Source organism: Microbacterium sp. ZW CA_36, from assembly GCF_044987475.1.
GTDB lineage: Bacteria > Actinomycetota > Actinomycetes > Actinomycetales > Microbacteriaceae > Microbacterium.
Map to the genome: position 1 here is coordinate 112,928 of NZ_JBJDRL010000004.1, position 12,366 is coordinate 125,293.

Annotated in this window: 13 protein-coding genes; 11 read left to right on the forward strand and 2 right to left on the reverse strand. The window is 70.8% G+C overall.

Annotated elements, in window-relative coordinates; all coding sequences use genetic code 11:
* Positions 1-74 precede the first annotated feature (74 nt).
* The 5 genes from ACI3KX_RS04050 (at position 75) to ACI3KX_RS04070 (ending at position 3,720) form a co-directional block, all read left to right on the forward strand.
* A complete protein-coding gene (locus ACI3KX_RS04050) occupies positions 75-464 on the forward strand; it encodes a hypothetical protein (RefSeq protein ID WP_363357178.1) in 390 nt (129 codons plus the stop codon).
* 69 nt (positions 465-533) lie between these two features.
* Positions 534-1,079, forward strand: a complete 546-nt coding sequence (locus tag ACI3KX_RS04055) for a DNA polymerase III subunit gamma/tau (RefSeq protein ID WP_363357179.1) — start codon at positions 534-536, stop codon at positions 1,077-1,079.
* Positions 1,076-1,444, forward strand: a complete 369-nt coding sequence (locus ACI3KX_RS04060) for a bacitracin resistance protein (RefSeq protein WP_363357180.1) — start codon at positions 1,076-1,078, stop codon at positions 1,442-1,444. The genes ACI3KX_RS04055 and ACI3KX_RS04060 overlap by 4 nt, the downstream gene beginning before the upstream one ends.
* Before the next feature lie 155 nt (positions 1,445-1,599).
* A complete protein-coding gene (serA, locus tag ACI3KX_RS04065) occupies positions 1,600-3,204 on the forward strand; it encodes a phosphoglycerate dehydrogenase (RefSeq protein ID WP_349427272.1) in 1,605 nt (534 codons plus the stop codon).
* Between the two features lie 42 nt (positions 3,205-3,246).
* On the forward strand, positions 3,247-3,720 hold the full coding sequence (locus ACI3KX_RS04070; RefSeq protein ID WP_404907884.1) for a DUF2867 domain-containing protein: 474 nt from the start codon (positions 3,247-3,249) through the stop codon (positions 3,718-3,720).
* Between the two features lie 20 nt (positions 3,721-3,740).
* On the opposite strand, the gene ACI3KX_RS04075 is transcribed toward ACI3KX_RS04070, so the two are convergent.
* Entirely contained in the window at positions 3,741-4,286 is a 546-nt protein-coding gene (locus ACI3KX_RS04075) for a TetR/AcrR family transcriptional regulator (RefSeq protein ID WP_349427274.1), read from the reverse strand.
* 63 nt (positions 4,287-4,349) lie between these two features.
* Here ACI3KX_RS04075 and ACI3KX_RS04080 point away from each other — a divergent pair, with 63 nt between their 5' ends.
* From ACI3KX_RS04080 to ACI3KX_RS04100, 5 genes are all read left to right on the forward strand, one after another.
* Positions 4,350-5,891 carry an MFS transporter gene (locus tag ACI3KX_RS04080; RefSeq protein WP_404907887.1) on the forward strand — a complete coding sequence of 514 codons (1,542 nt, stop codon included), beginning with the start codon at positions 4,350-4,352 and terminating at the stop codon, positions 5,889-5,891.
* A gap of 7 nt (positions 5,892-5,898) precedes the next feature.
* Positions 5,899-6,960 (forward strand): 3-isopropylmalate dehydrogenase, encoded by a 1,062-nt coding sequence (locus tag ACI3KX_RS04085; RefSeq protein ID WP_349427275.1) that lies wholly within the window; start codon positions 5,899-5,901, stop codon positions 6,958-6,960.
* 39 nt (positions 6,961-6,999) lie between these two features.
* Positions 7,000-8,112: a branched-chain amino acid aminotransferase gene (locus ACI3KX_RS04090; RefSeq protein WP_404907889.1), complete on the forward strand. Its 1,113-nt coding sequence runs from the start codon at positions 7,000-7,002 to the stop codon at positions 8,110-8,112.
* An 85-nt stretch (positions 8,113-8,197) separates the two neighbouring features.
* On the forward strand, positions 8,198-8,965 hold the full coding sequence (locus tag ACI3KX_RS04095; protein ID WP_363357184.1) for a fumarylacetoacetate hydrolase family protein: 768 nt from the start codon (positions 8,198-8,200) through the stop codon (positions 8,963-8,965).
* A gap of 37 nt (positions 8,966-9,002) precedes the next feature.
* The gene (locus tag ACI3KX_RS04100; protein WP_404907903.1) at positions 9,003-10,277 is read left to right on the forward strand and encodes an MFS transporter; all 1,275 of its coding nucleotides are present in this window, start codon (positions 9,003-9,005) and stop codon (positions 10,275-10,277) included.
* Between the two features lie 128 nt (positions 10,278-10,405).
* Here the strand turns inward: ACI3KX_RS04100 and ACI3KX_RS04105 are convergent, their stop codons facing one another.
* Positions 10,406-11,473: an aminotransferase class V-fold PLP-dependent enzyme gene (locus ACI3KX_RS04105; protein ID WP_404907892.1), complete on the reverse strand. Its 1,068-nt coding sequence runs from the start codon at positions 11,471-11,473 to the stop codon at positions 10,406-10,408.
* An 81-nt stretch (positions 11,474-11,554) separates the two neighbouring features.
* Here ACI3KX_RS04105 and ACI3KX_RS04110 point away from each other — a divergent pair.
* Positions 11,555-12,366, forward strand: an 812-nt coding sequence (locus tag ACI3KX_RS04110) for a LysR family transcriptional regulator (RefSeq protein ID WP_404907893.1), incomplete at its 3' end; no start/stop codon positions are given.

Here is a 12,366-nt window from a genome sequence, read left to right on the forward strand (position 1 = left end):
CCGGATACGCACCCGTCCGACAGTGAAGTATCGCTTCCCGCCGACGGGGGCGGGAGCTCGTGGAAGGAATCATCATGGACGCAACGACGGCAACCCCGCGCCGCACCCGCCTGGTGCGCGGCGCGGCCGCCGCGCTCACCGCCGGAACGCTGCTGCTCGGACTGGCCGCCTGTCAGACCGGCGCGCAGGCGCAGGCGCCTCAGACCGACACGGCCCGGCAGGTGCCGGTGAGGCCGGAGGGACTCGATCAGCACCTGACGGCCGACCGTCTGGAGCAGCTCATCGGGAGGGTCACGGCGGCGCGCGACGATCGCTTCGCCGGCATGACGGCCGACCAGATCGACCGCCTCGTCGCCACCGAGAAGATGGCGGCGATCGGCCGGATGCCGGGATGCCTGCAACACGTCGTGGTCGCGGCACCCCGCGGCGCCGATCGCGTGCAGTGCATCACACCGGGGGAGTGAACCGGCGGATCCGCGACCGCCGGTTCGGTGCACATCGTCATCGCCTCCGGCCGCACTACTCTGGAACGCGTGACGACCGGACGCGACGACGATGCCCTCTCCTGGGACGGCGACGACGATCCCACGCTCGACCTCGGTGATTCCGCCGGGTCGGATCCTGCACCCGAGGCGCCCGCGCGATCCTCGGTGCCCGAGCTTCCGCACGGCTACACCGCGGTCGGCAAGGGCAGCGAGGCCGTCGGCGCCGCGGGGACCCCGGATGCGGCATCCGTTGAAGAAGAGACGCCGGCCGGCGGCGACACCGTGGCCGAGCCGCGATCGCTGGGCAACGGCGCGCTCGTCGCCCTCGGCGTGCTGGGCGGCGTGTACGCGCTCTACGCGATCGGCTGGATCGTCGGTGGCCTGCGACTGCAGGGATGGCGACCGTTTCTGGTCACAGATCTGATGTACCAAGGCAGCCTCTGGCTCGCCGTGCTCGCGCCGGTGCTGTGGTTCGCGACGGTGGTCCTGCTCACCCGCACGGGGCGCACGTGGGTGCGTTTCGCGTGGCTCGGAGCAGGCGCGGTCCTGCTCGTGCCGTGGCCGTTCGTGCTGATCGGGGCGGTGGGGCAATGACCGGCCAGAACACGGATGCCGCAGCACGTCGCACTCGAAGGGCGCCGCTGTGGCTGGTGGTGACGATATCGGCGCTCGCGGGGCTGTTCTACGCCTACGCAGTGTGGAACGCGATCGGGAACCTGGTCGAGACGATCGGCTTCTACGGCGACGCGGGCATGTCGCTCAACGCTCTCGGCTGGTTCGTGTGGATCTTCGCTGCGGTGTTCCCCATCGTCGTATGGGGCGGCGCGTTCGTGCTCGGCCACCGCCGCCCTGCGCACGAACTGCTGCTCGTCATGGTGACGGGCCTTGCGCTCGTCTCCGTGTTCTGGCTCAACGTCATCGCGTACACCGTCGGCTACAGCGCCTCGCTGGTCGGCTGAGGCTCTCGACCCTCGAGCCCGGCGGTTGTCACACGGTCGGGCGGGTCGCCGCACGGGCGGTAGGCTGGCACAGGCCTCGCCCCCGACGGCGTGCGGCGCGGCATCCGGTCTGCCCTGCTCCGCGCGCTCGCGCACCGCCCCCAAAGGAACCACCCGTGCCGAAGCCTGTCGTCCTCATCGCCGAAGAACTGTCTCCCGCCACGATCGACGCCCTGGGGCCCGACTTCGACGTGCGTCACGTCGACGGCACCGACCGCCCCGCGCTGCTGTCGGCCCTTGCCGATGCGCACGCGGTGCTCATCCGCTCGGCGACCAAGGTGGATGCCGAGGCGATCGCCGCGGCTCCCGTGCTGAAGGTCGTCGCCCGCGCGGGCGTCGGCCTCGACAACGTCGACATCAAGACGGCCACGACGGCCGGCGTCATGGTCGTGAACGCACCGACCTCCAACATCATCTCGGCGGCCGAGCTCACCGTCGGGCACATCCTCAGCCTCGCCCGCCGCATCCCGGCCGCTCACGCGTCGCTCGCCGGCGGCGCCTGGAAGCGCAGCTCGTACACCGGCACCGAGATCTTCGAGAAGACCGTCGGCATCATCGGCCTCGGCCGCATCGGCGCCCTCATCGCCGCGCGACTGCAGGCGTTCGGGGTGTCGGTCGTCGCGTACGACCCCTACGTCACGCCGACGCGCGCCCAGCAGCTCGGTGTGCAGCTGCTCGACCTCGACGAGCTGCTCGCGCAGAGCGACTTCGTCACGATCCACATGCCGAAGACTCCCGAGACGACCGGCATGATCGGCGCCGAGCAGTTCCGCCTGATGAAGAAGACGGCGTTCGTCGTCAACGTCGCGCGCGGCGGCCTCATCGACGAAGAGGCGCTGTACACAGCTCTGAACGAGGGTGAGATCGCCGGAGCCGGCCTTGACGTGTTCACGAGCGAGCCGCCCGCGCCGGAGGGCACCGCGTTCCCGCTGCTGAGCCTGCCCAACGTCGTCGTCACGCCGCACCTCGGCGCCTCGACCGACGAGGCGCAGGAGAAGGCGGGCGTCTCGGTCGCGAAGTCCGTCAAGCTCGCGCTCGAGGGCGACCTCGTGCCCGATGCGGTGAACGTCGCGGGCGGCATCATCGACCCCTTCGTGCGTCCCGGCATCTCGCTGGTCGAGCAGCTCGGACAGTTCTTCACCGGGCTGGCGCACAGTGCCCTCACGAGCCTCGACATCGAGGTGCGCGGCGAGCTCGCGGCCTACGACGTCAGCGTCTACCGGCTGGCAGCCCTCAAGGGCATCCTCGCCAACGTCGTCAGCGAGAACGTCTCGTACGTGAACGCGCCGCTGTTCGCCGAGCAGCGCGGCATCGAGACCCGGCTGATCGTCGAGGCCGAGAGCCCGCTCTACCGCAACATCACGATCCTGCGCGGTACGCTCGCCGACGGCTCCGTGCTCACGGTCGCCGGCACGCTCGCCGGCACGCGCATGGTGCCCAAGGTCGTCGGCATCAACGGCTACGAGATCGAGGTGCCCATCGAGCGCCATCACCTCGTCATGCGCTACGCCGACCGTCCCGGCATCGTCGCGATCTACGGCCAGAAGCTCGGCAGCGCGGGGATCAACATCGCCGGGCTCCAGGTGGCGCAGGCCGACGCGAGCGGACGCGCCCTGTCGGTGCTCACGGTGGACTCGCCGGTGCCCGAGGACCTCCTCGACGAGATGCGCGAAGCGGTGGGCGCCGACCTGTTCCGCCGCATCGAGGTCACCGAGGACTGAGCGGTGGCACCGGGGGAGGCATCCGCGCAGTCGCCTGCCCCCGTGCCCGCGTCCGGCGGGAGTCCGGTCTTCCGCAGCCTGGCCTTCGAGGGGCTGACGCGGTTCGACTACGGCGACGTGATCCTGGCATCCCAGCCGCCGCGCAGCACCGACGACCCGCGCGTGTGGGCCGAGACCCTGTTCGCTCCGTCGTCAGCGCCCGTTTGGGTGAAGGCGGCGATGGGTGTGCGCATGGCGCTCGCCCCGCTTCTCGGGCTGGAGGCCGCGCCGCGCGGAGTGTTCGAGGTTCGGACGGTGGTGGGCGAAGAGGCGCTCATCGAGTACGCCGACAAGCACCTCACCTTCCGCTGCGGTGTCGGGGTGGATGCCGAGGCCGCCGTCGTGCGCGTGACCACCGTGGTGACGTTCAACGACTGGCGCGGCCGGGTGTACTTCACCCCGGTGTCGCTCGCGCACCCGCTCGTGGTGCACGCCATGCTCCGTCGCGCGCGGCGCGCCCTCGCCCGGCAGTGCTGAGCCTGCAGCGCTCGGAGAGCTCAGATCCGGCTGGCGCCCTCCACCAGGGCGATGAGAGCATCGAGCGCGGGACCGCGGGGGACAGGCCCCGGGATCGAGCCGCCCGACAGGGCGTTGTTGAAGTAGAGCCCGTCGCTGACGAGCATCACCAGGTCGAGGGCGACCTCGTCCTTCGTGTGCGGGCGCAGCGCGGCGCCCCATTGCTCGCGGACGTCTCGCAGTGCGTCGCTGGCGACCGGATCACCGCCCTGCGCAAGCCGCGACGTGGCCAGGATCGCGCGGTCGATCGGATCGTTGGCCATGACCGATGTGCGCAGGAAGTACGCGATCGGACCCTCCGGAGCGGCGGCCATCACGGCCACATCCTCGGCGACGAGCGTCCGCAGGCGGTCGATGATCGCCGACTCGAGCGACTCCTTCGTGCCGAAGTGGTAGAGCAGACCGCCCTTCGACACGCCCGCCGCCTTCGCGGTGGCGTCCATGGTCGCCGCGCGCTCGCCCTCCTCGATGAGGATCTGCTCGAAGGCGTCGAGCACCTTCTCGCGGGCGAGGGGAGGGCGGCTCATGGCGTCGATCGTATCGACAGCTGGCCGCGCATTCTGATACTATACCGGCTGGACGGTATAGAAATGATGACTCTCACACAAGAACTCTCGCTCGCCGATGCCCAGGGACGGAAGGTCGGCTGGCGCGGCTGGGCGGCGCTCGTCGTGCTCATGCTGCCGGTGCTGCTCGTCTCGGTCGACAACACCGTGCTGAGCTTCGCACTCCCGTCGATCGCACTCGAGCTGGGGCCGTCGAGCGCCCAGCAGCTGTGGATCATCGACGCCTATCCGCTCGTGCTCGCGGGGCTGCTGGTCACGATGGGGACGCTGGGCGACCGGTTCGGCCGGCGACGGATGCTGCTCATCGGCGCGACCGGCTTCGCCGCGGTGTCGGTGCTCGCCGCCTTCGCCCCGAGCGCCGCCTGGCTCATCGCTGCGCGCGCCGGGATGGGCGTGTTCGGCGCGATGCTGATGCCCTCGACGCTGTCGCTGCTGCGCAGCATCTTCACCGACCGCGATCAGCGCCGCCTTGCGATCGCGGTGTGGGCGGCCATGTTCTCCGCCGGCGCGGCACTCGGCCCGATCGTGGGTGGACTCCTGCTCGAGCACTTCTCGTGGGGCTCGGTGTTCCTGCTGTCGGTGCCCGTGCTCGTCCCGCTGCTCGTGCTGGCGCCGTTGCTCGTGCCCGAGAGCCGCGATCCGAAGCCCGGCCGCATCGACCCGCTGAGCATCGCGCTCTCGATGGCGACGATGATCCCGATCGTCTACGGGATCAAGGAGCTCGCCGTGCATGGGCTCGCCGTCGCCGCCTGGCTGCCGATGCTCGCCGGACTCGGGTTCGGCGTGCTGTTCGTGCGGCGCCAGCTGCGGGCGCGCACACCGATGCTCGACATGCGCCTGTTCCGCCGGGGGAGCTTCAGCGGCGCGCTGATGGTCAACCTCCTCAGCGTCATCGCGCTCGTCGGGTTCCTCTTCTTCGTGGCGCAGCACCTGCAGCTCATCGTCGGGCTCTCGCCCATGCAGGCGGGCCTCGCGCTCGTTCCGGGTCTCGCGATGATGATCGTCGCGGGTCTCGTGGTCGTGCCGATCTCCAAGAAGTGGCCCGCTCGCATCGTCGTCCCTGTGGCGCTGATCTTCTCCGTGGCGGGCTACGTGACCGTGGCCTTCGCGACCGGACCCGAGAGCATCGCAGCGCTGGTGGCGGCCTTCGTCTCGCTCGGCATCGGCATCGGCGCGGCGGAGACGGTCTCGAACGAGCTGGTCCTCTCGAGCGCTCCGCCGGCCAAGGCGGGAGCTGCGAGCGCGGTCTCCGAGACCGCCTATGAACTGGGTGCCGTGCTGGGCACGACCGTGCTGGGCGGCATCCTCACGGCGCTCTACCGCACGAACCTCGTCGTGCCCGCGGGGGTTCCGGATGCCGCGGCCGAGGCTGCGTCCGAGACCCTCGCCGGTGCGGTGCACGCGGCCGGAGAGATCGGCGGCAGCACCGGCGAGGCGCTCTTCGAGGCGGCGGCGACGGCGTTCGACGCCGGGGTCACGGTCACTGCGCTGATCGGCGCCGTCCTGGTCGTCATCGCGGGGGTCATCGCGGCCACTACCCTGGGAGGGTCCCGCCAGAAGTCGTAGGAGCACTATGTCGCGCGTCGTGAAGCTGGCCGTCATCCCGGGTGACGGCATCGGTCCGGAGGTCATCGCGGAGGCGGAGAAGGTGCTGGATGCCGCGGCCGCGGGCAGCGGCATCCGCTTCGAGAAGACGCGCTTCTCGCTGGGCGCCGCCCGCTTCCTCGACACCGGCGACACGCTGACCGGCGAGGACCTCGCCGCGATCAAGGACCACGACGCGATCCTGCTCGGCGCGGTCGGGGGAGTTCCCGGCGATCCTCGCCTCAAGAACGCCAACATCGAGCGCGGAATGCTGCTGAAGCTGCGGTTCGAGCTCGACCACTACGTCAACCTGCGGCCGTCGAAGCTGTACCCGGGTGTGCCCGGGCCGCTCGCCGCGCCGGGCGACGTCGACTTCGTCGTCGTCCGCGAAGGCACCGAGGGGCCGTACGTCGGCAACGGCGGGTCGATCCGCACCGGCACGCCGCACGAGGTCGCCAACGAGACCTCGGTCAACACCGCGTTCGGGGTCGAACGGGTCGTGCGCTACGCGTTCGATCTGGCCGAGCGCCGCCGCCGCAAGCTCACTCTCGTGCACAAGACGAACGTCCTCGTCCACGCCGGTGGCATCTGGAAGCGCCTCGTCGACGAGGTCGCGCTCGAGCATCCGGACGTGACCGTAGACTATGTGCACGTCGACGCGGCCACCATCTACCTGGTCACGAACCCGAGCCGCTTCGACGTGATCGTCACCGACAACCTCTTCGGCGACATCCTCACCGACTTGGCCGGTGCCGTCACAGGTGGCATCGGCCTCGCAGCCTCGGGGAACATCAATCCCGATGGCGCGTTCCCCTCGATGTTCGAGCCCGTGCACGGATCGGCGCCCGACATCGCAGGCCAGCAGAAGGCCGATCCCACGGCCGCGATCCTCTCGGTCTCACTGCTGCTCGATCATCTCGGGCTCCAGGACGAGGCCCGCCGCGTCACGACCGCGGTCGAGGAGGATCTTGCCGCACGCGGCTCCGACGCGGGCGCGACCCGCACGACGACAGAGATCGGCGACGCGATCGTCGCCCGACTCCAGGCGTAATCTGAGATCACGTCGTCCTACCGACAGAGGATTCCACCCATGACCATCGACCTTCCCCTCCAGGCGCCCTCGGCCGCAGGCCTCGTCTGGAACGTCACGCGGAACACCGAGGCGACGCCGGATGCCGAGCGCGAGGCGATCCTCGCCGATCCGGGCTTCGGACAGCACTTCACCGACCACATGGTCGACATCTGCTGGTCCGAGAAGGGCGGATGGCACCGGCCGCGCGTGCAGCCCTACGGCCCGATCCCGCTCGACCCTGCTGCGGCCGTGCTGCACTACTCGCAGGAGATCTTCGAGGGCCTCAAGGCCTACCGTCACGCCGACGGGTCGATCTGGACCTTCCGTCCCGACCGCAACGCGGCCCGCCTGCAGCGCTCGGCGCAGCGACTGGCGCTTCCGGAGCTGCCGACCGAGTACTTCCTCGAGTCGCTGCGCGAGCTCATCGCCGTCGACAGCGCGTGGGTTCCGACGGCGCCCGAGACGAGCCTGTACCTGCGCCCCTTCATGTTCGCGAAAGAGGCGTTCCTGGGCGTCCGTGCGGCGAAGAAGGTCGGGTACTACCTCATCGCCAGCCCCGCGGCCGCCTACTTCGCCGGCGGCGTGCAGCCGGTCAACATCGCGCTGTCGACCCGCTACGCCCGCGCCGGCAAGGGCGGCACGGGCGCGGCGAAGACCGGCGGGAACTACGCGTCCAGCCTGCTGCCGCAGGCGGAGGCCTACGAGAAGGGCTGCCAGCAGGTGCTCTTCCTCGACGACGGCTACATCGAGGAGCTCGGGGGCATGAACCTCGTCCTCGTGACGGACGACGGCCGCCTCATCACTCCCGAGTCCGACTCGATCCTCCAGGGCATCACGCTCGCGTCGGTGCTGCAGCTCGCGCAGGACCGCGGACTCGTCGTCGAGCAGCGCAAGGTCTCGATCGACGAGTGGCGCGAGGGTGCGGCATCCGGCTCCATCGTGGGCGCGTTCGCGTGCGGCACGGCGGCGGTCATCGTGCCGATCGGCAAGCTCGTCGCCGACGACTACGAGATCGTCCACGACGGCGACGCGGCGTCCGAACTGGCCCTGTCGCTCCGCGAGGAGCTCACCGGCATCCAGTACGGGCGCGTGGCCGATCGCCACGGGTGGCTGACGCGCCTCGACGGCTGATCCATCGGCTTCATGAAAGCCCCGGGCCCCGCGCTGCGCGGCGCCCGGGGCTTTCCGTGTCGGAGGGGATGGCTAGGCTGATCCGGTGAGGATCGCGCGCTTCAGCCACAATGACGCCATCAAGTTCGGGATCGTCGACGAGGGGGAACTCGTCGTCCTCGCCGGCGACCCGATGTTCGCCGGGTACGACACGACGGGGGAGCGCGTGCCGCTCGCCGACGTCGCGCTGCTGGCGCCGGTCATCCCCCGCTCGAAGCTCGTCTGCGTCGGCCGCAACTACCGCGACCATGCCGCGGAGCTCGGCAACGACGTCCCCACCGCGCCGATGCTGTTCTTCAAGCCCAACACCACGGTGATCGGTCCGGGCGACGCCGTCGTGCTGCCGAAGGGCTCGGACTTCATCAGCTTCGAGGGCGAGCTCGCCGCCGTCATCGGTCGGATCGCGAAGAACGTGCCGGCCGCGAACGCTCTCGACTACGTCTTCGGCTACACCATCGCCAACGACCTCACCGCCCGCGACTGGCAGAAGTCCGACGGGCAGTGGGCTCGCGCCAAGGGCTTCGACACGTCCTGCCCGCTCGGCCCCGCCATCGAGACGGAGTTCGACGTCGACGGCCCGGCGGTGATCACGACGCGCCTGAACGGCGAGGTCCGGCAGCAGGGCCCGATCAGCGACATGATCTTCTCGCTCGCCGATGTGATCGCGTACGCCTCCGCGGCGTTCACGCTTCTGCCGGGGGACGTGATCCTCACCGGAACCCCGGCCGGCGTCGGCCAGATCGTCGCGGGCGACACCGTCGAGGTCGAGATCACCGGTCTCGGCATCCTGCGCAACACGGCTCGTGACGCCTGACGAGAGCGGCAGGACACCCCACGCCGATCCCGTCGGTGTGAGGCTCGACAGCGGGACCACCGCCGAAGAGGTGGCCGCGGTTCAGCGGCGAACGGTCTGGGTGCTCTCCCTCGGTCAGGTGCTCGGCGGACTGGCCTTCGGCGCCACACTGTCGCTCGGTGCGGTGCTTGCGGCAGAGCTCTCGGGCGAGGACGCGTTCTCCGGGCTCGCCGCGGCCGCGGTGACCTTCGGCACCGCGCTGACGGCCGTGCCGCTCGCGGCGATCGCTCGCCGCCGGGGTCGGCGGCTGTCGCTCACGACAGGAATGGCGGTCGCCCTCGTCGGCGTCGGACTGGTGATCGTCGCCGTCGCCCTGGCCGCGTTCCCGCTGCTGCTCGTCGGATTCCTCATCATCGGAGCGGGCCAGGCGGCCAACCTGCAGTCGCGCTTCGCCGCCGCCGACCTGGCGACGGATGCCTCCCGCGGCCGTGATCTCTCGATCGTCGTGTGGGCGACCACGGTGGGCGCCGTTCTTGGGCCGAACCTCACGGGTCCCGGTGAAGTGATCGGCAGCGCGATCGGCATGCCGGCGCTCACCGGCGCCTACCTGTTCACGCTCGTCGCTCAGGGACTCGCCATCGTGCTCTACCTCGTCGCCATGAGGCCCGACCCGCTGCTCCTCGCACAGCGCGTCGTCGCGTCGGCTCGGGCAGGCAGCCGCGTCATAGCCAACGCCGATCGACCGGTCGCCGCACGCTACGCGATCTTCGCGGTCGCCGCCGCCCACGGCACGATGGTGTCGGTGATGGCGATGACACCGGTGCACCTGGCGCATCTGACCCACGGTGCATCCGAGGCCGCGACGCTGTCGATCATCGGGCTGACGATCAGCCTGCACATCGCCGGGATGTACGTGCTTTCGCCGGTCTTCGGCATCCTCGCCGACAAAGTCGGACGCGTCCCGACCATCCTCATCGGCCAGGTCCTCCTCGTGGCCGCGCTGCTCACCGCCTCGTTCGGGCAGCTCTCGACGACCGCGGTGACGGTGGCGCTCGTGCTCCTGGGCCTCGGGTGGAGCGCGTCGACGGTCGCCGGATCGACCCTGCTCACCGAGTCGTCGTCCGAGGCGCTGCGCACCCGGCGCCAGGGCTTCAGCGACTTCACGATGAGCATCGTGGGCGGCCTCGGCGCGATCGCGGCCGGCGCGGTGCTCGGCTGGATCGGCTACGGCGGGCTCGCCCTCGTCGTGCTGGTGCTCGTCGCCGCCTCGGTGCTGCTCGCTCCGCTCGGCTGGCGCGCATCCCGCGCTCGCCCGGCGAGTCAGCCGGGCTGAGGTTCAGAACCGCGATCGCCCGGCGTGTCAGCCGGGCGGACGCTCAGTACCGCGTCTCGACGAGGCCGGTGACGATCGCGGTCGACGGGTCATCGAGCGAGTGCAGTCGGCGCCGGGCGGCGCAGGCGTCAGTGGCCGAGCGCTGCGAGCGCGAGGTCGACGTCGTCCTCGTCGTTGAAGACGTGGAAAGCGACGCGTGCGCGGCCGGATCGACCCGACGCGGTGATCCCCGCTGTGGTGAGCCGCGCGAGCTCGCCGCCATCGGGGTCGTCCCAGGTGACGATCGCCGAGGCCCGCTTCGGCTCCGCGATGCCGCGTCCGGCGCGGAAGGCGGTGGCCAGCCCGGTGGCGTGCGCGTGGAGCTCGGTCGGCTCGAGTGCGGCGAACAGCTCGAGCGCGGGTGCCGCACCGACGAACGCCTGCCAGGGCGGCGACACGTCGAACCGGCGGGCGTCGGGGGCGAGCTCGACATCGCCGCCGTAGCACGACGTCCACGGGTCGTCGCCCGCGTACCATCCGGCGTTGAGCGGGGTCATGCGCGCGGCGAGCCTGTCCGAGATGGTCAGGAACGACACGCCCCGCGGCGCGCAGAGCCATTTGTAGGCGTGACACACCACGGCATCGAAGCCGGATGCCGCGACCGGCAGCCAGCCGACCGCCTGTGTCGCGTCGCAGAGTGTGAGCGCGCCCTGCCGCGACGCCGCGGCGACGATGGCGGCGGTATCCGCCACCTCTCCGGTGGCGGACTGCACGACAGAGAACGCGACGAGTGCCGTGCTCGGGAGCACGTGGGCAGCGAGGTCGTGAAGGGGCGCCGTGCGCACGACCAGGCCCCGGCCGGAGTGCACGAACGGCAGCACCATCGACGAGAACTCTCCGTCGGGGACGAGCACCTCGGCCCCTTCCGGCAACGCCGTGGCGACGAGCCCGACCGCGACCGACGTCTGCGAGCCGATCGCCACCCGCTCGGCGCCCACATCGACCAGTGACGCGAACAGTCCGCGCGAGCGCTCGACCGCCGCGCAGTACGCGGCGAGGTCGGGCCGGCCGGATCCGGCTGCGTCCAGATCGGCGATGACGGCGCGTCGCGTCGCGCGGCTGGGCAGGCCCACCGTACACGCGGCGAGGTAGTCGCGGCCGCCGTCGAACTCGCGGCGCGCGGCGGCGAGAGCGGGGGAGTCGGCGAGTGCGGGCATGCATCCAGAGTGAACCCGCGGATTGCGCATGTCTACGGCAGGTGTCCCATGCGACACATAACAGAGTCTTATGATTGGCGCGTGACCGATGTGCTCGAGGACGACCCCGGTTTCGACGCGCGCGAACTGCGGGTCGTCAAGGCCGTCGCCGATGCCGGGTCCATCACCGGTGCCGCCCTCGCTCTCGGGTACAGTCAGCCGGCCGTCAGCCAGCAGCTCAAACGCCTCGAGCAGCGTCTCGGTGTCGCCGTCGTCGAGCGGGTCGGGCGCAGCGTCCGGCTCACCGACGCGGGGAGGGTCCTCGCCCGCCACGCACCCGCCGTGACGACGGCGCTGGATGCCGCGGCCGGCGAACTCGCTGAGCTGAGGGGACTGCGCGCCGCGCGCGTGCGGCTGGTCGCGTTCCCATCGGCCTCTCCCACGATCGTCCCGCGCCTGCTCGCAGACCTGGCGCTGCGGCATCCGGGGATCTCTCTCACGTACGTCGAGGCCGAGCCGCCCGAGGCCGTGGAGGCGGTGCGTGAGGACCGTACCGACATCGCCCTCACCTTCAGCTATCCAGGCGACCGCGACGACCCGCACGGATCGAGCGCACGGGGGCTCTCGGTCACCACCGTCGGCGCCGATGAGCTGCTCGCCGTGCTGCCGGCCGGGCACCCCGCGGCGACCGCCGCGGCGCTCGACGTCGCCGTGCTCGCCGGCGAGGACTGGATCGCCGGATGCCCTCGGTGCCGCGGTCACCTGCTCGAGCTGTGCGGTCGCGCCGGAATCGCTCCGCGCATCGCCTTCGAGACCGACAACTTCGTCGCAGTCGAAGGGCTCGTCGCCCAGGGCATCGGCGTCGCGACGCTGCCGAGGATGGCCGTGGAGTCCTTCCCGCAGCTGCCCGGGGT